The sequence below is a fragment of the Nostoc sp. UHCC 0870 genome (genome assembly GCF_022063185.1).
In the GTDB taxonomy this organism is placed as follows: Bacteria; Cyanobacteriota; Cyanobacteriia; order Cyanobacteriales; family Nostocaceae; genus Trichormus.
The window spans coordinates 167,462-188,206 of record NZ_CP091913.1 but is presented as its reverse complement, the minus strand read 5'-3'; the positions used below and the strand labels follow the sequence as shown (position 1 = coordinate 188,206).

At 42.4% G+C, this 20,745-nt stretch carries 17 protein-coding genes; 6 read left to right on the top strand and 11 right to left on the bottom strand.

Features of this window, described 5'->3' with window-relative positions:
- Nucleotides 1–32 precede the first annotated feature (32 nt).
- Both L6494_RS00825 and L6494_RS00820 read left to right on the top strand, forming a co-directional pair.
- Nucleotides 33–350 (top strand): DUF2605 domain-containing protein, encoded by a 318-nt coding sequence (locus L6494_RS00825; protein ID WP_237991002.1) that lies wholly within the window; start codon nucleotides 33–35, stop codon nucleotides 348–350.
- Nucleotides 351–600: 250 nt separating this feature from the next.
- Nucleotides 601–936 (top strand): DUF2973 domain-containing protein, encoded by a 336-nt coding sequence (locus tag L6494_RS00820; protein WP_237991001.1) that lies wholly within the window; start codon nucleotides 601–603, stop codon nucleotides 934–936.
- A 162-nt stretch (nucleotides 937–1,098) separates the two neighbouring features.
- Here L6494_RS00820 and L6494_RS00815 read toward each other — a convergent pair whose 3' ends face one another.
- On the bottom strand, nucleotides 1,099–3,387 hold the full coding sequence (locus L6494_RS00815) for an amylo-alpha-1,6-glucosidase (protein ID WP_237991000.1): 2,289 nt from the start codon (nucleotides 3,385–3,387) through the stop codon (nucleotides 1,099–1,101).
- A 943-nt stretch (nucleotides 3,388–4,330) separates the two neighbouring features.
- Here L6494_RS00815 and L6494_RS00810 point away from each other — a divergent pair.
- The 3 genes from L6494_RS00810 (at nucleotide 4,331) to trpE (ending at nucleotide 8,623) form a co-directional block, all read left to right on the top strand.
- The gene (locus L6494_RS00810) at nucleotides 4,331–6,352 is read left to right on the top strand and encodes a DICT sensory domain-containing protein (protein WP_237990999.1); all 2,022 of its coding nucleotides are present in this window, start codon (nucleotides 4,331–4,333) and stop codon (nucleotides 6,350–6,352) included.
- 192 nt (nucleotides 6,353–6,544) lie between these two features.
- Complete coding sequence (locus L6494_RS00805) at nucleotides 6,545–6,964, top strand: photosystem I reaction center subunit II PsaD (RefSeq protein ID WP_237990998.1); 420 nt, start codon at nucleotides 6,545–6,547, stop codon at nucleotides 6,962–6,964.
- A gap of 144 nt (nucleotides 6,965–7,108) precedes the next feature.
- The gene (trpE, locus tag L6494_RS00800; protein ID WP_237990997.1) at nucleotides 7,109–8,623 is read left to right on the top strand and encodes an anthranilate synthase component I; all 1,515 of its coding nucleotides are present in this window, start codon (nucleotides 7,109–7,111) and stop codon (nucleotides 8,621–8,623) included.
- Between the two features lie 138 nt (nucleotides 8,624–8,761).
- Here the strand turns inward: trpE and L6494_RS00795 are convergent, their stop codons facing one another.
- The 6 genes from L6494_RS00795 to L6494_RS00770 form a co-directional block, all read right to left on the bottom strand.
- Nucleotides 8,762–9,739 carry a sucrase ferredoxin gene (locus L6494_RS00795; protein WP_237990996.1) on the bottom strand — a complete coding sequence of 326 codons (978 nt, stop codon included), beginning with the start codon at nucleotides 9,737–9,739 and terminating at the stop codon, nucleotides 8,762–8,764.
- Nucleotides 9,740–10,724: 985 nt separating this feature from the next.
- Entirely contained in the window at nucleotides 10,725–10,982 is a 258-nt protein-coding gene (locus L6494_RS00790; protein WP_237990995.1) for a phycobilisome linker polypeptide, read from the bottom strand.
- Between the two features lie 14 nt (nucleotides 10,983–10,996).
- Entirely contained in the window at nucleotides 10,997–11,869 is an 873-nt protein-coding gene (locus L6494_RS00785) for a phycobilisome linker polypeptide (protein WP_237990994.1), read from the bottom strand.
- Between the two features lie 45 nt (nucleotides 11,870–11,914).
- Complete coding sequence (locus tag L6494_RS00780) at nucleotides 11,915–12,724, bottom strand: phycobilisome linker polypeptide (protein ID WP_237990993.1); 810 nt, start codon at nucleotides 12,722–12,724, stop codon at nucleotides 11,915–11,917.
- Nucleotides 12,725–12,838: 114 nt separating this feature from the next.
- Nucleotides 12,839–13,327, bottom strand: a complete 489-nt coding sequence (gene cpcA, locus L6494_RS00775) for a phycocyanin subunit alpha (RefSeq protein ID WP_237990992.1) — start codon at nucleotides 13,325–13,327, stop codon at nucleotides 12,839–12,841.
- A 73-nt stretch (nucleotides 13,328–13,400) separates the two neighbouring features.
- Nucleotides 13,401–13,919, bottom strand: a complete 519-nt coding sequence (locus L6494_RS00770) for a phycocyanin subunit beta (protein WP_237990991.1) — start codon at nucleotides 13,917–13,919, stop codon at nucleotides 13,401–13,403.
- 668 nt (nucleotides 13,920–14,587) lie between these two features.
- Here L6494_RS00770 and L6494_RS00765 point away from each other — a divergent pair.
- Nucleotides 14,588–14,725: a hypothetical protein gene (locus L6494_RS00765; RefSeq protein WP_237990990.1), complete on the top strand. Its 138-nt coding sequence runs from the start codon at nucleotides 14,588–14,590 to the stop codon at nucleotides 14,723–14,725.
- A gap of 97 nt (nucleotides 14,726–14,822) precedes the next feature.
- Here L6494_RS00765 and L6494_RS00760 read toward each other — a convergent pair whose 3' ends face one another.
- The 4 genes from L6494_RS00760 to L6494_RS00745 all read right to left on the bottom strand — a co-directional run bounded on the left by L6494_RS00760 (nucleotide 14,823) and on the right by L6494_RS00745 (nucleotide 20,472).
- Nucleotides 14,823–15,554: a phycocyanobilin:ferredoxin oxidoreductase gene (locus tag L6494_RS00760; protein WP_237990989.1), complete on the bottom strand. Its 732-nt coding sequence runs from the start codon at nucleotides 15,552–15,554 to the stop codon at nucleotides 14,823–14,825.
- A 268-nt stretch (nucleotides 15,555–15,822) separates the two neighbouring features.
- Nucleotides 15,823–17,763 (bottom strand): response regulator, encoded by a 1,941-nt coding sequence (locus tag L6494_RS00755; RefSeq protein WP_237990988.1) that lies wholly within the window; start codon nucleotides 17,761–17,763, stop codon nucleotides 15,823–15,825.
- 8 nt (nucleotides 17,764–17,771) lie between these two features.
- A complete protein-coding gene (locus tag L6494_RS00750) occupies nucleotides 17,772–18,146 on the bottom strand; it encodes a response regulator (protein WP_237990987.1) in 375 nt (124 codons plus the stop codon).
- Nucleotides 18,147–18,297: 151 nt separating this feature from the next.
- On the bottom strand, nucleotides 18,298–20,472 hold the full coding sequence (locus tag L6494_RS00745) for an ATP-binding protein (protein WP_237990986.1): 2,175 nt from the start codon (nucleotides 20,470–20,472) through the stop codon (nucleotides 18,298–18,300).
- Nucleotides 20,473–20,745 lie beyond the last annotated feature (273 nt).

The window sequence follows — 20,745 nt, the reverse complement described above, 5'->3', positions numbered from 1 at the left end:
AGTAAAGAAATTAGAAGTATTTCTCTCATTTTATGCGAAACTCAGAGTTACCCGATTCCCATATACTCAAGACTGTATTAGAACCTTTGTTAGACGATTTTCAGTATTGGTTTGAGCGATCGCAAAACTTTCTGGAAAAAGAAAGGCTCTCATTTATGAGTGAACAAGAGCAAACTGATTTGCGATCGCGTATTCAGCAAGCCCAAGCAGAACTAAATTCAGCCAAGATGCTGTTTCAAGCAACAGAAGGACAAGTCGGCATTGATATGGCAACATTAGCCCCTTGGCATAAATTGGTCACTGAGTATTGGAATGTAGTGCGACGCTTTCATTCTGAGCAAGCAACATAAAAATATATCTATGAAGATATACAACTCGTAGCAATTGCCCAAAATCCTTAAGATTGTTTTTATTAACAATTAATGTATCTTATGCTACGATAAATCAAATAACTGTTGACAAATTAACCAATTTATAGATGGATGCACAGAAAGTGTGTCAGATGTTTATCATCGCTAATCATGAGAATATCGGCGAGATAAACAGTTAAGAAATAAAGTTTTAAAAAGTTTTAAAATCTGCTGCCCTGGAGGAAAAAAGATGTTACACCTACTCTACATTCTTGCTTTTACAATTCTGGCTGTGATAGCTGTTGCTAACTTAATTCGGAATTTAATCATGTTTAGTTTTGATCGCGATGGGCTGCGGAATTATCCAGCGAGAAACTCGCAAGCGGGGAATCAAGGCGGCTTTGGTTATTTAGGAGCTAACAGCAACTTCGCACCACATCCAGAGTTATTAGATAGTACAGGCAAAATGATTAAAGAGCCTTTGTTGGTAATGCGTTCAATCAACGTTGAAGATGCACGTCAACAACTAGATGCACTTTATGAATCTTCTCCAGGACATAAAATAGAGAAATCAGAAGAAGCGTAAATATATAGTAATAGGTAGCATCAAATCCTGTGAAACGGAAGCGGTAGAAACACTACAATTTGTCTTCTAACGCCACTAAGCAATGCTAACAGTAAATATATAGGTCAAATCTTAGTAGGTAGAGAGTAGTGACAAGTAAAATCACTCCTCTCTACCTACTTTTTACGCTTCAATTACTACACGGAGATTACCGCGTTTTCGAGCAACACGACAGGCTGTAGTGCTACCAGAACGCTCAAATTCTAAATCTAGAATAGTAGTACCGACTTGCAGATTATGCAGTGACAGGCGACTGATTGACTCTGGCAAAGCGGGGTCAATAATTCGTAAGCAGTTATTCGGTGCATCAGGAACTAAATTGACAATCATTTGTAGTAGCTGGAAAATGCTACCAGTAGCCCAAGCTTGGGGAGTACAAGCAACAGGATACTGCACAGGCGTGCGATCGCCATTACGTTCGTAACCACAGAAAAGTTCTGGGGGACGTTGGTAAGGCTGTTGACCTGTCATATCAAACAAAGCTTGGAACAATTCTAAAGCTTGATCAATTAAACCAAGCGATCGCAATCCCATCGCAATCAAAGCATTATCATGAGGCCAAATCGAGCCAATGTGATAACCCATTGGGTTATAAGCTGGGGACAAACTACTCAAAGTACGGATACCCCAGCCATTAAACATATCGGGTGCGCGTAATCTTTCCGCCACACTGTAAGCTTTTTCTGGTGTAAATATCCCCAAATGCAGGCAATGACCAGGATTAGAAGTAATACTATCTACGTGCTTACCATCACCATCCAAAGCCAAAGCACAGAAATCTTGGTCTTCCATCCAAAAATCTTGATTAAAACGCACCTTGAGATTTTTAGCATCTTCCTGCCAGCGTTCTGCTAAGTCAAGTCGTTTCTTCGTCCTAGCAATATCTGCTAGACGGGTTTTGGCAGCATAAACGTAAGCTTGTACCTCACTCAAGGCAATAGATCCGTGGGCTAGGTCTCCCTTACGGTCTACAATACAGTCACCAGAGTCTTTCCAACCTTGGTTAGTTAGTCCCCGTTTAGATTTACGGTGGTAAGTCAGATAGCCAGTTGGTTGAAGATTACGATCAATCCAATCCATAGCGGCTAAAGCATTGGGCCAAAGCTTTTCTAAGGTTTCTTGATCGTGAGTCCAAGCGTAGTATTCAGCGTACAGCATCAACCATAGGGGAGTAGCGTCTACTGTACCGTAATAGGGGGTGTGGGGAATTTCTTGACATCTTGCCATTTCCCCCAAGCGCAACTCATGGAGAATTTTACCTGGTTCTTCCTCGCGCCAATCGTCCTCAACCTTACCTTGGTAAGCTGCCAGTAACATCAAGGTTTCCTTGCCAATTTGAGGATTCAGCATCAGGGTTTGGGAAGCTGTAATTAGGGAATCTCGCCCAAAGAGTGTAGAAAACCAAGGTACACCAGCCGATACAGTCTTATTTTCACCAAAAGACTGGCGCAGCAAATACATATCCTGTTCAGCGCGTTCAATCAACCGATTCAAAAAGCTTTTATCGGCGCGAATATTGGTAATTTGTTGTACCCAGTGCTGTTCTTCCATCATCTCAGCTGCTTTAGCCTGTCCTAAAGTCACAGCTGCACTCACCGTAGAAGTAGAAGTGTTGTTAGTCAGAAGATTCACCCGATAGCCTAGCTTTTGGGTAGAGTGAGAAGCCATTTCTAATCGCCAAACCGCAGTGTATCCCTTGAAATAGTCTGGTTGGCGATGTTGAAATTGAATGCGGGATTCCATCACCAAACCATCTAGACCTTGATAAGCCAAGGATAAGACATTTTCTTTTGCTGCTGAGGGCTGAGTTTGGGTAGGGCTATCAGGGTGAAAAGCGGCTAAGTCTTCTGATACAGGTTCTACAAGGCGTAAGAGTTTCCCCCGGTTTTTTCTCTCATAACCCCGGACTTCAAATAAATCGACAAAATCGGCATCAAAGCTAATACTTAGTTCAAAGCTGACAGTGGTAGTGCTGTAATTGGCTACTTCAATTTCTTCAAATAAAGCACCATTAAGTACCATTTCCCGGCGAATACCGATAGTATCAGCTGTCATGCGTTCATCGATTTTGGGGTTAGTACACAAAATCGAGAGCGCAAACCCCTTTTCTGCCGTACCACTGAGGAGTACAGGCGATCGCCCATCAATTTGTAACTCCAGACGACTCAAAAAACGCGTGTCGGCACAAAATAGCCCCATGCTGGGATTACCGCCATCATTGAGGGAACAGCCAGAAATGTTCCCCATTGTGTCCGTCACCAAAAATAGATCATCATCCTTAACAGTCAGAGTTGGCTGTGGTCTTTCACTTACCACACAAGGCCACTCTGGGATAGGTAATTGTTCGGCGGGGATAAAGGTTTTTCCATCCAATAAAACTTTGTCCGGGGTTGTCAGGGTATCCGGTGTCATTAGTCAAAATTCCGTGTACAGGGCTAAATTTTGGCGATCGTATCAGCGTCAACAGGCAAAGAGTGCTGTAGTCAATGGTCTAGTATCCATAGTTAAAGAGCGTGGTGGTATTGACTTTTGACTAATGACCAGTTAGTCCTACATAAATAACAAATCTTTATCAATGTATATTGTTTAAATCTGAAGTCAAGGCTGAAAAATAGTAATTTTTAGTTCGTTTTTGCCGAGACAGCTAACAGTATTCGGAATTGGTGTTAATACTTAACCAAGATACAACAATATCCAAATTTAGGCAGAACTTACCCAAGAGCCTAATTTATAAAGGATTACACAGAAGAAAAAATTCTTCTCTACTGACAAATTTGTGCTAATTTTCGCCTGTCTTGAAAACGAAGAGTGGGGAGTACAGGTACAGGTGCAGGGCTGTAGGAGGCAAATACAGTAAACACACACATTCTTCGTTTCATATCCCCGGATACATCACGGGGGATTTAAGCTTCACATCTCGTAAGATTTTGTCTATATGGACAACTTTTAATTAATAAACTTCCCAATAACATGATAGGAGAGCTGTTCGAGAATGTATATTGGGCTTAGTAGCCTCTTTTTTTTAAACATCACGATGCCAGCAAATGGATCAAGAAAACTTGGGTGAAGACCAAAATAGCTTTGATGTGTCTATCCCTAAGACAAATCAAGGCTGTAACGACAAGATATATTGCCGTTGTTGGTTTATTTTCAATTTTAGGGTTTTCAGTCTGTAGAGAAAGCTACAAGTACGTCTGAAAGGTGGGAGTAAATTACTGCCAGTGCCTTGAGAACAATTGCTGTTCAAAATTATTTACATTTTGCACCTGTGTACTTAATTTGAGAATCAGTTGTAACTTGTAAAATGCAGCTGTGACGTGGATGTTGTTCAAATTGGGCTTTTTAAAAGATATTCATGAGCATTTCGACTTCCGTGCTGAGTGATCTGTTAGAGTCCCTACCTTACCTGCGGCCCCAGCTATACTTTAAAGCTTCATTAACGGCCCTCTCCCACGCAATGGAAGATCAGGTGTTGGCTGCGACTTTAGACCAGCCTCTAATAATTGCTAGCTTTCAGAGAGAGAGATTCTATCGCCAAGAAGCTCATCGCTATAAACGTTTATCGCAGCGAAGTAATCAAATATACGTATTGTCTGCACCAGAGACTGATTTTACTAATAGCTCAGAATATTATGAAAAGGTAGCCTTTCAGCCAGACGACCCTTTAAGTCAAGAGTGGCATTTGGTCGTAATTGCTGATAATTATGCTACTTGCTTAGTTTGCCGTGAAAGCCTGGGGTCGATCGCTAAAAATCAACAAGTACCTGATTGGCTTCCTAGTTTGGATACGGATACAGGGCGGCGATTTGAAGGAATTTGGACTTCAGAACGAGGAGTCAGTATCAAAGCAGCCCAGTTGTTATTAGACAGGATTGTGGTGTATAGACCAGACTTGGTGAGCAAAGTTGAGAAAGCACGGCAAAGATTTGGGATTGGAGATAGCAAAGCTTACGTCTCCAGTGTTATTAGTGAATATGCTTGTGACATCGACACAGACCCCTTTGTCCAACGCTTAGTTACCTACCTGCAAGCTAGTCAGTATAAATTGCATAAAGCTTACCGTTCCATCGCTGCCCAAGCCAGGAAAGAACGCTTAGTTAACTCAATTAGTACAGCAATTCGGCGATCGCTAGACCCCCATCAGGTACTACAAATCGCTGCTCAAGAATTAGGGCAGCACTTAGGAGCAAGTCGTTGTTTAATTTACCGCGCTCAAGCTGCGGATACCCAAGCAACTATCGAACATGAGTTTTTAATCCCTGGGGTAGTTTCTATTGCTGGGCAAAGTTGGGAGTTAAATAGCAATCCCCTATTCCAAGAAGTGGTAGATCATGGTGAAGGTGTCTGTGTTACGGATAGCTTGAATGATTCTCGTGTCACTAATTCAGTCACACTATCCTTAATAGTCAAAAAATTTGCCGTGCGTTCGTGGTTGATCGAACCAGTATTATTTCAAGGGCGACTATTAGGGATTGTAGAACTACATTATTGCTCTCTACCGCCGCACCAATGGCAACAAGGAGAACTGGATTTAGTAGAGGCGATCGCTACCCACATTGGATCTGCTTTAATTCAAGCTGAAGCCTACGCCAACTTAGAAGAACTCAATAAACAGCTAGAAGCCTTAGATCGCACCCGCAGTAATCTGATAGCCATCACCGGTCACGAACTCCGTACCCCTTTATCTACCATTCAAGTGTGCCTCGAAAGTCTTGCCACTGAGCCTGATATGCCCTTGGAATTGCAGCAAGTCATGCTAAATACAGCTTTAGCTGACTCAGAACGGATGCGAAAACTAGTGCAAGATTTCTTAACCCTTTCTAACCTAGAAAGTGGTCGTGTGGAATGGCATCCAGAATCCCTAAGCTTACAAGAATGTGTAGATTTAGCACTTAGCCGCATTCGCACACGTCCTACAGTCGAAAAACCACCCCAAATCACAGCGCACATTGCCGAAAATTTGCCTCTAGTCAGGGCTGACGGTGATTGGTTAGTCGAAGTTTTAGCCAAACTAGTGGATAACTCCTGTAAATTTACCCCCTCCCAAGGTCAAATAAATATCAGTGCCGACTACAACAGCGATCGCATGGTAGTAGAAGTCACCGTGATTGACACAGGGCGAGGGATTGAACCCAATCGGCTAGAAATCGTGTTTGACCGTTTCTACCAAGAAGAAGGAGCATTACGGCGCACAGCAGGTGGTACAGGGCTAGGTTTAGCTATTTGCCGCCAAATCGTCAACGGTTGGGGTGGGAAAATTTGGGCAGAGTCAAGCGGTAAAGACCAAGGTAGTCAGTTTCATTTCACTATCCCCATTGTTCAAGGTAGCCAAGAGGAAAAGAGGCCAAAAGTCAAGAAATTGGGGAATAGAAAATAGGGATTGGGGACTGGGGACTGGGGACTGGGATTTTTTATTCACTACTCATTACTCATTACTCATTACTCATTACTCAGCACTCAGCACTCAGCACTCACCAACTCACCAAAGACTGTTACAGACTGTGACGCGATCGCAATATGATGGTGATGACGGTGTTACGATGCCCTAAAAACGTTGAGAGAATCCCTTATGGCAGAAACACTTTCTGGCAAAACTCCACTCTTTGCTGGCAGCACTGGCGGCTTGCTCACCAAAGCTGAAGTAGAAGAAAAATATGCTATCACCTGGACTAGCCCCAAGGCTCAAGTTTTTGAACTTCCCACCGGTGGTGCGGCTACTATGCACGAAGGTCAAAACTTGCTGTACATAGCTCGGAAAGAATATGGTATCGCTTTAGGCGGTCAACTCCGTAAATTCAAAATCACCAACTACAAAATTTATCGGATTCTGCCTAATGGCGAAACCACTTTCATTCACCCAGCCGATGGCGTATTCCCAGAAAAAGTGAACCCTGGTCGTGAGAAAGTACGTCACGTTCCCCGCAGCATTGGGGAAAATCCCAGCCCTGCACAACTCAAGTTTTCTGGTAAAGCTACCCATGATGCGTAGGGAATAGGTACTGGGGACAAATTAGTGCTGAGTAATGAGTAATGAGTGTTGAGTGAAATTCTTAACTCAGGACTCAAGACTCAGCACTAGCCAAGTCCCCAATCCCCAGTCGCCAGTCGCCAGTCCCCAATCCCCAATCCGCCTATGATTTTTCCCGATTTTTCTGAATTTTCTCAGCTAGCTGCACAAGGTAATTTCATCCCCGTGTATCAAGAATGGGTAGCAGACCTAGATACACCTGTTTCCGCTTGGTACAAGTTTTGTGCAGGACAGCCCTACAGCTTTTTGCTGGAGTCGGTGGAAGGTGGAGAAAAAATCGGGCGTTATAGTTTAGTTGGTTGTGATCCACTGTGGATTTTAGAAGCCAGGGGCGACACTACCACCCAGACACACCGCGATGGTTCTCAGGTGGTGTTTGCAGGTGACCCGTTTACAGCTTTAGCCAACTGTCTTGCACCTTTTCAACCAGTCAAGCTACCCGAATTACCGCCAGGAATTGGGGGATTATTTGGCTTTTGGGGGTATGAGTTAATTCGTTGGATTGAGCCGCGTGTACCAGTGCATCCCCAAGATGAGCGCAACATACCTGATGGGTTGTGGATGCAGGTAGACCACCTATTGATATTTGACCAAGTAAAGCGGAAAATTTGGGCGATCGCCTATGCTGATTTACGTGACCCAGCAGTAGATATAAAATCAGCATATCAACAAGCGTGCGATCGCGTTACCCAGATGGTAAGCAAGTTATCTTTGCCCTTATCGCCACAAAAAACCATCCTGGAATGGACACCCCCCAACCAGGCTAAAGTCGGGGAAGCACCAGAATATAGCAGCAATTTTACCCGTCCAGAATTTTGCACCAGTGTTCAAAAGGCCAAAGATTACATCAAAGCTGGTGATATCTTTCAAGTCGTCATTTCTCAACGTCTTTCTACACAATACACAGGCGACCCCTTCTCTCTCTATCGTTCCCTGCGACAAATTAATCCTTCGCCTTATATGGCGTATTTTCACTTCCAAGACTGGCAAATTATTGGTTCTAGTCCCGAAGTTATGGTGAAAGCCGAACGGGATGCAGAGGGTGAGGTAATAGCCACTGTGCGTCCCATTGCAGGGACACGTCCACGGGGTAAAACAACTCAGGAAGATTTAGCCTTTGCTACAGACTTATTGCAAGACCCTAAAGAAATCGCTGAACACGTCATGCTAGTCGATTTAGGACGGAATGATTTGGGGCGGGTTTGTGAAAGTGGTAGCGTCAAAGTTGATGAATTAATGGTAGTTGAGCGTTATTCTCATGTGATGCACATTGTGAGTAATGTGGTAGGTAAATTAGCACCCCATAAAACCGCCTGGGATTTATTAAAAGCTTGCTTCCCGGCTGGGACAGTTAGTGGCGCACCGAAAATTCGGGCGATGGAAATTATCAATGAATTAGAACCGAGTCGCCGGGGTGTGTATTCTGGAGTGTATGGTTATTACGATTTTGAGGGGCAATTAAATACTGCGATCGCAATTCGCACTATGGTAGTTAGAGATAATACCGTAACCGTACAAGCTGGCGCAGGTTTGGTGGCTGATTCTGAACCAGAAAAGGAATATGAGGAGACGTTAAATAAAGCTAGAGGTCTACTCGTAGCAATTCGTTGTTTGCGGTGAAGTTGCGATTAGACTTAATTTTTTGCTTCAGGTGGAAAAGGAAAAGATTAATCGCTAAAGCCTTCATGTAGAGACGCAATTTATTTTTGAGTTATCAATTGTTATTTGGTAGATGAAAACCTCTTATGAGCGTGAAATTTATTTACTAAAGGTAAGCACATTCTCACTCACCAAGCAGAGATCAGCTACAGCATATTTTACAAATACTGAACTTTGGGTAGCATTACAAGACCCTTTAACTTTGACCGTCTTATTATTATCCTTAATCAATTTAGCTTGGTAAGTGTAAAGAGAGTCACTTTGAGTTGCAAAAGTTAGTTCACCTAAAATTGTATTGTTGTCCAAACTTTGCTCTAAAATCTTACCTTCAACTTTATAGTTAAACCAATTCCATCCTTGATTCAACATTAAATCTCTTTCTAAAACTTGCAGTGCAGGGTGCAAGATTCCCCACCCCCTATACACTTCCTTTAACCTTTGAACATCGCCAGTGCGTGTTAAAATTGCCTGGAATGAATCCTCATCTAAACGCCCATAATACCTACCTTGTGGTAAGTCTATAGCAGTGGGTGCAAATCGATGTCCACCAAAATGACTGGATCTCCAAACCCGCACGTTTTCTAAGTTCAAGTTAGCAATAGTATCTGTAGCATAGAAATAAAAAGGATTACCATATCTGGCACAGCATTTGTCATGACTGCCGTGGGTACATATTAGTATATCTCGACTAACACTAGGTTCTATTTCATAAATAGGTGTTTTTCCCCATAACCATTTTTTGACAAATAATGCTACTTGCTCAATATGTGGCAGTCTAAATTCATGCTTAATATATCCAAAGCTCAATCCTGTTTGTTTTTCATAAATTAAAAGAGTTGTATGTTCTACTTTATGGGTTAAATCATTAGCAATTAAGAGAAATTTGATCGGTAATTTAGCTTGCTTAACCTCTTCTACCAAAACCTGTAAATTATTGGGGACCCATTTAGAATTAAAAGCATTGGATACCCACGGTAAAGGACATTCAACAAGAATATAGGTTTGGTAGTCAGTAGCACTACCGATAACTTCTTCTCCTAGTTGGCGTGTGGAATCAGAACAAAATAAACTATCCATTAATTTCTACTAAATGACGATATTTATAGACAATGTTTTGATACAATTAATTGTAGTTAAAACTACAATTTCTCCCTGTTTTGCATTGATTGTTTAACCCCAGGTAGCCACTTTATAACATTCTTTCTTAAAAACGTCTTGCTTATTAAGAAAGATTCTAGAATAGAACTAGAAAATTGTTTAACCTTATCTATTACATAAGATTCAGGAAGTTTTTAACTGAATTATTACCTCAAATTCTAATTAACTGTGTATTTATATCTAAATAATGCGGTATTCAAATTTTTTAAAGAAATATAGATATATAACTGATATTTATAAAAAATTAACATTTTTTTTCATTAAATCATCCTCAAGATAGTCCTATTAAGTTGTTATTAGCTAAAAATTCTAGATTTTCCTCTTACCTACCTCTAACTAACATTTTTTAGATGTTGTCCCACCAATCTACATTTTGAAGATTATTGCTAAAATTTCTCAACAATTTTGGAAAAAAATATAAATCCTTGGGAAGATGGTATAGTGTTATACTGCTTCTATAGATATGTATCTCATCAGCTAAGTTATTACTTAGGTCATGAGTATTTGTTTATCTTTTAAGTGTGTAGCTTACAGGCTGCCTTAATCAATCTGTCCAACTGTAAATTGAGCAAATAGTTAGACTGTCTGCTAATTATTCCTTTTAACTGTTGTAAGTTGGATATTTGTTGAGATAATTAATCTAAATGTAACTCAAATTGAATATTAATGCAAGTTTTTATTGATATTTATCATACTAACCTAGATAGATTAATTCTATATACCTTGCTAAATCAAGCTTTCCCGGCATTTTTCTATAAAAAAATATATTTATGACCCATTGATAATACCAATCCTATTAATAGAAATTCTCAATAGTATGTAAATCGATAAGACCTGCCTTGAAAATAAAACGGGCGGAGAAAATTCAATTTTCTCCGCCCGAAAAGACTATATAGGATTGCTGTCAACTTTCTGATACAGCTTCAGTTGAAGTTTCACTCAAGGGACGGATGCCAACAATCTTGCCACCTAAGCGGCTAATACGTCGCATCTCATCATTCATGCGGCTGTAGGGGACTTGAATCAGAATAGTGCTGCTATTGCGAACCGGGTACTTATTGTTCTCGGTTTGGTCGTTCTGCTTTAATCCTTCTACTTCATAGACAAAAACACGATTGTCTGAGGTTGAGCTTGACACTCTCATGCGTGGCTGTACCAACATGATGGTTCTATCTCCTATTGTGCGAGGGTAATGCTGGCAACCTTACCGCCCAGCTTATTAATTTGCTGAAGGGTATTGGATAGCTGTTCGTAGGGGACAATGAACTCTTTATTGCTACGGCGCACTTTTGGATATCTTGGCAAACTAATACCCGTAACTTCAATGCGGTAGAGACCTGGGGTAGAACCTGTAGAGGATCTGCCAAAGGTGCGACTGGGTGCAGTTCCTTGTTTAGAGGCTTGGTACGCCCAACCTTCACTACCACCAGAAGGAGCGATGATTGCCGTAGCACTATTTTTAGCTAAATCAGATGCTAGACGAGAATTAGTACCAGCTAGCTGGGAGCGATCGCTATTGGCATAGCCGCGATAAAGGCGGAACATCCGCGTGAAACCAACGGTTTTCTGACCAATTCCTGTGGTCACGAAGTCACGGTAGTAAGGAACGATCGCATCTCCAAAATAGGTATCATATTCTACAGAATCGATATAAGAATCGATGTCTGCATCGAAGCCTTGATTTTGGTAGCGATCCAGATGTTCAATCACTTCCGATTCATCGTAAGGAGCGCGTCCCAACAAATGTTTAAAGTTCAATTCAATTACCCGTGTTTGAAAATGGGGGTAAAGAAATTTGGTTTTGTATAAGTCAGATTTAGCAACTGCTCGGACAAAATCTCTGACATTGATTTGACCGTTAGTCAGCAACGATTCCAGGCTGGTGAGACGTTCTGACTGCATCAGGTAGTCGTTGCCTAATACCTGACGATAAACTGCCTGAATCACAATTTTGGCATCTTCTGATGTCCAGTTTGGACGCAGTTCAATCGGGCGTGTTTGGTCAAAAGCCGCAGTTCCCAAACGAGATGCGGCAGTTGTAATTGCCATCGATATAGTTCTCCTTTTAGACTTGATATTGCAAAATAGATTGGTTTAAGCAGGAGAAATATTTACTACCCGGCTACCCCTTTGATTTAGCCGTTGCAGGGTGGGTGAGAGTTGGTCATAGGTGACTAAATACTCACTTATACTACGCCGGATTTGAGGTGTGCGTCCTCTATCTGCTTGCATAACTCGGACTCGATAAAGCTGTCCGCGATCGCCTGCGACAGTTCCAGTTAGTCCCTTGCCAAAACCAGGGGTCTGAACTGGACTCGCCACATTCCGGGCGAGATCCTCAGTTAACCACGCAGATTTATTTTTACCTTGGGCGCGATCGCTGTTAGCATATCCCCGGTATATCTGAAACATCCGGCTGAAGCCTACGGTTTTTTGTCCCGTTTGGGTTTCAAATCCCCGATAATAGGGAACGATCAATTCTCCAAAGTTTTCTTGATATTCGACTGAATCAATATAAGAATTGATTTCTGCCTCGTATCCTTTCTGCGTATAGAGATTGACGTGGTAGGCAATCTCTGCTTCATCGTAAGTTGCACGACCGAGCAGGTGCTTGTAGTTTAATTCGATGAATCGGACTTGAGGTGTAGAGTAAAAGAACTTTTGCCGATATAGCTCAGATTGTGCCAGCAACCGGACAAAATCCCGAACGGTAATGTTACCCTGCTGCAATAGCGATTCTGCACTCGTGAGGCGTTCGCTTTGCATCAAGTGGTCATTACCAAACACTTGACGATAGGCGGCATGAATTACCGCTTTTACATCCTCATTTGCTCGCAACTCTGTAGGAGGTGTGCTAGCAAATGGCTCAAATCCTAGCTGACTGGCTGCCGTAGAACTAGTCATGACTGAATCTCCTGAATTTCTACAAGGAAAAAACAAGCCCAGAACCCCATAAAACTGCCCATGCTAGAAAATTAGCATTCACAGCCTTTAGTTGTTCTGGGCAGGAGGAAACCCTTAGCTTAGGGCGTTGATTGCATAGTCAATGTAGGAATTTGCTTCTACAGCTGGATCACCACTCAAACCATGATTGGCTCTGATGTATTTGAGAGCTTCAACGTACCAGCTAGGAGACAAATCAAAGGTACGGTTGATTTCTGTCAAACCACCAATCAAGTAGTCATCTAGAGGGCCTGTACCACCTGCAATTAGACAGTAGGTGATGATGCGAATGTAATAACCAATGTCCCGCGCACACTTAGCTTTGCCTGTGGGAGTTGAAGCGAAGTTGTTACCCTGCATTTGGGTGGTGTAGGGAAACTTCTGATAAACTGCGTTGGCTGCGCCATCAGCTAAACTTTGAGCTTTAGAGCTTAAAGCTTTAGCAGCATCAAGGGTAGCAGCAGCTTGACGGAAGCGACCAAATGCAACTTGAATTTCTGTGGAACTGAGAAACCGACCTTGAGAATCTGCGGTAGCGACTGCTTCGGTTAAAGGTGTTTTCATGCTGATTATCCTTTCAACAAATATGTAAAGTTGTGCGGCAGAAAGTAGAAATCATGACGTGGTGAGCAGTTTACTAGCTCACTGCGGCAGCAGCGCGATCAAAGTAGCTACCTAATTCAGCCATTAAGGAGCTACAGTCACCACGGGTAACACCGTTAGGATCGTTAGCGATCGCGATCGCAGCTTCTTTCATTTTGTCTACGCCAGTTGCCACGGAAGCTCCGGGAACGCCTAGTGCTTGATATGTTTCACGTAGACCATTCAAACAGCGATCGTCTAAAACGCTGGCATCACCTGCAAACACAGCGTAGGTAACATAACGCAAAATGATTTCCATGTCGCGCAAACAAGCAGCCATCCGGCGGTTTGTGTAAGCGTTACCACCAGGTGCAATCAACTGGGGTTGTTCAGCAAATAATGTCCGTGCTGCATTAGCAACGATTGTGGAGGCGTTGCCGGTAATACGGTTCACAACATCCATCCGCTTAGTACCAGCAGCGACCATCGCCTTCAGTGCATCGATCTCTGCATCGCTGACGTATGTGCCTCTAGTATCAGCCTGGGAAACTACTTTAGTAAAAGCGTCAAGCATTCCAGCATCTCCTAATAATTATTACTATGCTGTGGATTCAACTTCGGTTCAAAGCCTGAGTGTTGATTTGGATGAGCATAGTTATTGATTGAAAGATAGTTCCACTATCATCAGTAAACAGGCAAAAAATATCCAGCGAGTTACACTCACTTGAAAATAACGGTAATTTAACCGCTATACTTTTACCTAGTTATGATTAACTAAGGGACAGCTATAAATCAATACTACTGATATCCACAACAATCATTTTTCTAATACTCTCAAGCCCAAATAATGAAATGGCTAATCATCAATTTCTCAGAAACTGAATCCGCTCCATCAAGGGTAGAGAGTGCAGTTGGTTTTTTGAACCTGAATTTGATTAAAGCAATCCATTTGTGCAAATTTTGTGCAATTTTGATTTTGTCTCCAGAGAATTGGTTAAAAAATATTAAGTAAACGCTGAAAGCCTTTTATAGCAAGGATTTATTATATTTTTATTTTGTCTTTAGACTTAACTTATTGTTACTTTTAGCAATATTTAGCAACAATTTGGTGTAAAAAAATCTGATTAACCAGTTTATTGAAAAAAGTGAGGTTTTGTTAATATAAGTTTACCTTAATATTTGTTAATATAATTTAAGCAAACTTCTCTTTTCAACCTCCCTTGATCAACGTCAGTCTCTCAAGTGTCTTTGCGTCGAGAAAAGATTATTACAACCTGGAGCGATCGCAAAATTCTCCCAGTCCAAGAATTCGAGACTGAAATTAATAAAAAAAGGTTTTTTGGGGTAGTTTATTTATGCGATCGCTTGCAGGCAGAATAATTAATTTAACTAAGCAAAATTACCAGGATTGAGATGAGCTACGATGTCCCGTAGGCGATCGCTATCCTGGTATGACACAAATTCATTGAAGATAATCTCAAGCTACATAGTCAAAAAGCATAGTAGTCATGTAGCGATCCGCCCACTCTGTACCAAAGGATTTCTCCAGAACTCGCCGAGTCTTATCATTTTGTTGCTGCTTTGTACAATAATTTCGTTGTCCTGCTAGCACCTTGGAAATGTCAAGATTTGATGTTAGGGGTGTCTCTGTACTAGCAATTTGACAATGGATGGTTAAAAATTCCCGCACCCGGTTGAGAAACATATCTTCTTCTTCAGTACCTTCTGGACGGACAAACAGACAAAATTCGGAAAAAATATCACCCCAAGGTGGTAAAGTCCGTGGTTGAGAAAACGGCACATCAGACAACACCGACAACTGTTGATAGTAGCGTTCTGGTAGAGTGCGATCGCTACTGATAGGAGACAAATCCGCGATCGCTGCACTTATTGCGCCGCCTCGCCCACCAACTAAATCTGTGCCAAAAATAGGAATCGCATATTCAGGATTAGGGAACATCACACAGTGCAGAATATCTAATCCACTGCCAACCTGAGCCAATTCTAAATGCAGTTTGCGAAATTGCGGAGCTTGGTAGCAATGATTTTCAATGATCAGCCGTTCGCCTTCCAAGTGTCCCTCAACGTAGCCTAAACCTTCTGGGACTGAGTAAGGGGATAGATCCAGGTGATTTTGCCAAATTTCTTCAATAGCATCCGCCAATCTGTGGATTAGGGGATTCTGACGGCTTCTTAACGATGCTTCCATAGACTTCAACATATGCTTCTATTTGAGTATATGATTAATACTTACCTTGACCTATAGTTCGTGCAAAATGTGTGCAGTTGGAAGGGGACAGGGGACAGGTGACAGGTGACAGAAGGGTGGGATGGGGTAGAAGTTATTCAATTTTGAATTTTGAATTTAAGTAACCTGAGTTCGGGTTAAGTAATATAAAGTTATTGTGACCGAGTTCGTAGTAAGGACTTCAGTCCTTATTTTAGGACTGAAGTCCTTACTACAAACCTTTAATAAATCAACTAGCCCAAGCTCTGACTCTTTGTAACCGCCTTAGAATACGGTTGGCTAGTTCAACTCCCATGACGGGTTTACATAGATAATCATCTGCACCGACTGTAAACGCTTGATTAAGGCTTGCTGGGTCTGTTAGCACACTGAGAAATAATACTGGCAAACGCTGCCAATTGGGGTCACTGCGGAGAATCTGGCAGAGTTCAAATCCATTAATATTTGGCATATTTACATCTAATACTAGGGCATCGGGGCTAACTGCTTGCAGTACCGTCCAAAATTGTTGCGGGTTAGCAAGGGTTGTCACCTTAAATCCCCAAGGTTTAAGCAGGGTGGGGAGAGTGCTTAACCAGTCTTGATCATCATCAATTATCATCACCTTGTTGGGAGTCTCTGGATCTCGTAGTAGATTGACTACAGCATCAATCACTTGTTCTGGTGAAGTGGATGTTACCAAAAAAACTTTTCCACCCCGTCGCATGGCTTCTAGGCGATCGCTTAATTCATCGCGATCGCCCATGACAATAATTGGTAAGTCAGGGTAGCGGTGTGCGAATGTCTGCAATGTTTGCCAAAAGTTACTGATTTGGGGTTCTGATGCGGATGAAATTGAGGGCGATCGCAACAGGATGACATCAGGATCTTGACCTACAGCACCCAAGAGAGACTCAGTTGCCATCAAGGTTGTAGCTACATCCAATACTGGAGTAATCTCAAGGCGAATTCCCCGACTAGCCGCAACACCTACTAGAGACTGGTTGAACTCAGTATCCGAACTTACAATCAGCAACAGTGGTAACTGCCCAGTAGGAATCTGAGACATTTGGATCAGTGTAGTATGGTCAATATCCTGCTGGAGAGCCGTCACTAGAGTTTTCATTAATGGCGCGTGTTTCGGTTGCAGTGGTTCTCTACCCCCCAACCAATACTCCAATTGCCTAGCAATGTGCATTGTTTTGGATAACCCAAAGACTCCCAAAGTCCCCGCCAGTTTGTGAGCTACTTGTTGCGCCTGTGCTTGTTGTTGAGGTTGCAGGCGATCGGTTTGCAAATCTCTGACAGCCTGTAACAAAACTGTCATTTGGTCAAGGCTTTTCGGTTTAGTGGTTGTCCAAGTCTCGTTGAGAAAGGCCAGGTATTGTTGTTGAGAATCCGGTGGAGTCAGATGTTGGGGGGAATCGCTGCGGGTTTCTCTAGACTTAGCTATTCCAGAAGCACCCCTAGAATTATTCTCTTGAGGTATTTTAGATAAGGCTGTCGATTCTTCCGTGCTAGGTGCTTTTAGGTAGTAGCCCCGTCCGTGCATAGTGGCGATAAAATCATGGGGCGCACCAGCAGCCACAAGCTTGTGCCGCACTCGACGGATATGGGAACGTACTGTTGCTTGAGACGGAAATTCTTCTGAAGACCATAATCTGTCTAAAAGTTCTTCCGTGCTAAATACGTGCTGACAGTCCCGCAGCATTAGTTCTAGTAAATCATATTCCATCGTTGTCAGGTTCAGGGGACAACCATTATACGTGACTTCACAAGTGCTGGGATTGAGCAACAAATCACCCCAAGTCAGCAAGGGAAAGGGATTAGCACTGCCTCGTCGCAGCAATGCCCGAACCCTAGCGATCAGTTCTATGGGATCGAAGGGTTTCACCATATAGTCATCTGCGCCTGCATCCAATCCCTGCACTTTGGCGGTAATGGTATCTTGTGCGGTGAGTAACAGAATAGGAGTGACGTATCCTTCAGATCGAAAACGCTTGCATAAACTGATACCATCCAACTTTGGCAGCATGATATCTAAAACGATCAGGTCATACTCAAACGTAGAACCATAAGTCCATCCCATTTCTCCATCTTTAACGACATCTATAATATAGTGATGGGTTGCCAGATTCCTAGTCAGGACTTTAATTAATACGTCATCATCTTCCACAAGCAAGATTTTCATTGATGCGGCTACCAATGGAGAATTCTAGTAATTTGCTCCGGCAAATCCAGGGAGTTAAAGGGTTTGGTAATGACACCACTCACGCCCAAATCATTAAACTGACGCTTTTCTGCTGTTTGTGCTTTGGCAGTTAAAAGAATGACCGGAATTTGTTCCGTCTCAGAATGAGACTGGAGTTCTTTAAAGGTAGCAATACCATCCATATCTGGCATCATTACATCCAACAAAATTACATCAGGTTTTTCCATTTGGGCTGTCTGGATGCCTTCCAAACCAGAACTAGCAGTGAAAACTTCCCAACCTGCTGTCATTTTGATGCCAAATTGCACAACGGTTTGAATGGTTTCTTCGTCATCAATGATTAAAATCCGCTTAGTATACATAGAAAACCCCTCATACCAATTCAAAATTCAAAATGACGCTCGTTCGCCCTTGGCGTGCCGTAGGCATGACTCGCTAACGCTGCGCTAACAAAATTCAAAATTTAAGAGGGTCTCAAGACTCACTCACTACTCACTCACTACTCACTACTCACTACTCAGCACTCTCAAGAGTGGGTAATGTGAACGCAAAGGTACTTCCACACCCCGGATTACTCTCAGCCCAAATTCTACCGTTGTGTTGTTCGATAATTTTGCGGCAAATGGTCAGCCCTAAACCAGTACCACCTTTTTTGCGGGAATCTGACGAATCTACTTGTTGAAACCGTTCAAAGATCCGTTCGAGTTGGTCAGATGGAATTCCTTGTCCTTCGTCTCGCACCCGAAACACTACTTCCATAGGGAGGTTTTGAGTTGAGGAGTCTTTCTCTACTTCAACAGTCAGCCAAACAGTCCCCCCTGGTGATGAAAACTTGATGGCATTACTAAGTAAATTTGTTAAAGCTTGCAAGATGTAATCCCCATCTGCCCAAACTGGGATATCTTGTGGTTGTTTGACTAGAGTTATTTCATGCTGTTGTGCCATTGCTTGCATTGCTTCTGCTGCCTGAATCATTAAATTGGCGGCATTGCAAGCTTGACACTCCATAATCACTTTTCCAGACTCAATGCGCTGCAAATCGAGGACGTTATTGACTAAACGGACTAACCGTTCGGTACTATCATCGGCAATTCCCAACATTTGCTGCCCTTCGTCCGAAAGATTACCCAACCGCCCTGTAGCTAAGATTTTCAAGGCACTGTGCAACGATGTTAGGGGAGTCCGCAGTTCATGGCTAATCACAGAAATAAATTCATCTTTCATTCGTTCAATGGCTTTGCGATCGCTAATATCGTTACTTAATGCAAAAAATCCCTTGACTGTGTTCTGGTCATCTAGATGCGGGATGTAAGTAACATCAACTGATCGCCCACTACCATCTTTCAAGACAATATCATTTTCATAGCTGACTGCTTGCCCGGCTAAAGCAATTTTTACATAAACTTGCATCCGTTGATAGCAATCTTCTCCCCAAACCTGACGCAAATGGCAACCATAAATTTCCTCCGGTGATTGCCCCAGCCAATCATGGTAGGCTTGATTATTAAAGCGATATTCTTGCTGCTCATCCACATATGCAATCAAAACTGGTAGAGCATTGGTAATTAAGCGCAATTGCTCCTCTCTCTGTCGCAACGTCGCTTCCGCGTGCATCCGCACATTTATTTCTTGTTGTAAATTATAATTGACATCCTGCAATTCTGCGGTGCGGGCTTCTACTACTTCTTCTAAGTGTTCTAAGAGTTGAGCTTGAGACAAAGCAATACTGATTTGATCTGCCAGTTGTTGCATCAATTCCAGTTCAAAATCTACCCAATGGCGATCGCTGTTGCATTGATGCGCGATTAACAATCCCCATAACTGATTTTGGAAATTGGTATTGAGATTTTGCACAATTGGGACAATCAGTTTGGCTTTGATCTGAAATTGATCGACAAATTCCACCAAACAATCGGCCAAACCAGCCGCCGGATCATGAACATCTGCGATCGCTCTTACCCTTCCGTGAGCATACAGTTGTTGATAATCCTCTGGAAAGACTTCTTGGGGAAATTCCAGATCCATCAGCGTGGGATAATCGGGTAAAACCGCTTCACTGATGGTTTTGCCTGTACCGTCTGGCAATACATGATAAATTAACACGCGATCGGCTTGCAAAATCCGTTGCACTTCCGTAACGGTGGTATGCAGAATTTCCTTGAGTTGTAAAGACTGCCGAATTTTGAGGGTGACTTCCGAAAATAATTCTACTCGCTGCTGCTGCTGTCGTAACTCAGCTTGCATTGATTCCCGACGCTGACTAATGTCTCGTAATAGCAGCAGATGACAGTGGGGAATTATATTTGGTGTGAAGGTATATTCCACCTCTCGCCGAATCTGGGAGGAAGATGAGACTAAGAGTTCTCCGATTAATGATTCTCCAGGTGGAAAACTCCCAGGACTAGGTTGAAGAGTAAATTCCGCAGTGATGAAAGTAGATAAATGTTGCCCTCTGAGTTGCCGACGCGGTAAACCTAGTAAATCACAAGCAGCAATATTCATCTCTACGAAGCACCCCTGATCATCAATTAGGGCGATCGCTGTTTGCGCCGCGTAGCCCATCGCGTCTTGGGCGTTCTCAAATAAAGTTTGAATCAGACGCTTGTGAGTTCGTCGTTGATGTTTTGTTTTTAACCTAGATTTTTTAGCGTCAGATTTTAATCGCTGCTTAGAAGAACGTTTAGACACCTACATCCATACACAGGGGTACATTCCTATTGTTTACTTAACCTATCGAAAGTTCAAATCTTATAAAGTTAATGTTGGAAAATTTAACATTTTGTACAAGTCTGCACCAGCAGCGTAGCAGCATCACAGATGTAGTTGGACATACCAGCACAGTCTAACAACTTCCCGACAACGCAGTGATAAAAGCTACAATTCGTCAATTCCAGTAGATTTTGCGATCGCCAAATAAATATAGAATAAAACCTACAAACTTATATAAAAAAATTTGGCTAT